The organism is Oleiphilus sp. HI0066 (assembly GCF_001635725.1).
In genome coordinates this window covers 1-1,091 of record NZ_LWFH01000364.1, presented here as the reverse complement: position 1 = coordinate 1,091, position 1,091 = coordinate 1, and the positions used below count along the sequence as shown (strand labels likewise).

Genomic DNA, 1,091 nt, shown 5'->3' with positions numbered 1-1,091 from the left:
ATGAAGAGCTTCCGGGGTGGTCTGAAAGCACGCTTGGGGCGAAGACCTTAGAAGAGCTCCCAGCTAACGCTCAGTCATATATCAAGTACCTAGAAGGTAAGATTCAGGCGCCGATTGACATTGTGTCAACAGGCCCAGATCGCGTAGAAACGATTGTTCTTCGCCATCCTTTTGACTAAGCCCTCGGCTGTCTTGTATAAAAAACCGCTCAATGAGCGGTTTTTTATTGTCTGCAAATTTTCAGAATGAATTATTTTGGCTTGCTTGCGACCAGTGTTGCACGCAAAGGTGCAGGGTAGCCTTCTACGGTTAGATTTGGATTGGCTGGGTCAAGGAAGTCGGCTAGAGACTGAAAGTCCATCCACTCGGTTGCGCGCTGTTCGTCTAGGCTGGTTTGATCTAGATCTACACACTTAATGTCGGTAAAGCCGGCGCGTCGAAGCCATAGTTCTAAGGTTGGAACGCTTGGAAGATACCAAACATTTCGCATCATAGCGTATCGGTCCTCTGGCATTAATGAATAGCCAAGTTCGCCTTCGACTACTAATGTCTCTAATACGAGCTCGCCACCAGGTTTCAACGCCCCTTTAAGTTCATAAAGGTGGTCGATAGGTGACTTACGATGGTAAAGCACCCCCATCGAAAATACGGTATCAAAGTGTTCTAGTTGAGGGTGGACGTCCTCCATCTTTATCGGTAGTAAATGTATCGGTGCATCTCGGCCACAATACTTCTTAATTGCGTTGAATTGCATTAGGAATAGATAGCTGGGGTCAATGCCAATAACGCGGTTTGCTCCCTCACCAAGCATTCTCCAACAGTGATATCCTGAGCCACATCCCACGTCCAATACATTTTTATTCGCGAGCGGACTAATATGAGGACTAACTCGGTCCCATTTCCAATCAGAGCGCCATTCGGTATCAATGTGAGTATTGAATAATTCAAATGGGCCTTTTCGCCATGGCCGAAGCTTTACTAATGCATCATAGAGTTGCTCTTGGGTGGTTGCATCGATTGATGCATTGGCACCCACGCGTGACGAGTTGATGTGAGTGGTTTCGGGATTAATAGCCGGAAGGTTGTCGAGC

Annotated in this window: 2 protein-coding genes; one reads left to right on the top strand and one right to left on the bottom strand. The window is 47.1% G+C overall.

The window, feature by feature from the left end:
• A partial coding sequence (locus A3738_RS29125; RefSeq protein ID WP_197473607.1) for an adenylosuccinate synthetase occupies positions 1-179 on the top strand: 179 nt, incomplete at its 5' end.
• 71 nt (positions 180-250) lie between these two features.
• Here the strand turns inward: A3738_RS29125 and cmoB are convergent.
• Positions 251-1,091 (bottom strand): tRNA 5-methoxyuridine(34)/uridine 5-oxyacetic acid(34) synthase CmoB (gene cmoB / locus A3738_RS05155; RefSeq protein ID WP_068763418.1); only part of this gene is annotated, 841 nt, incomplete at its 5' end.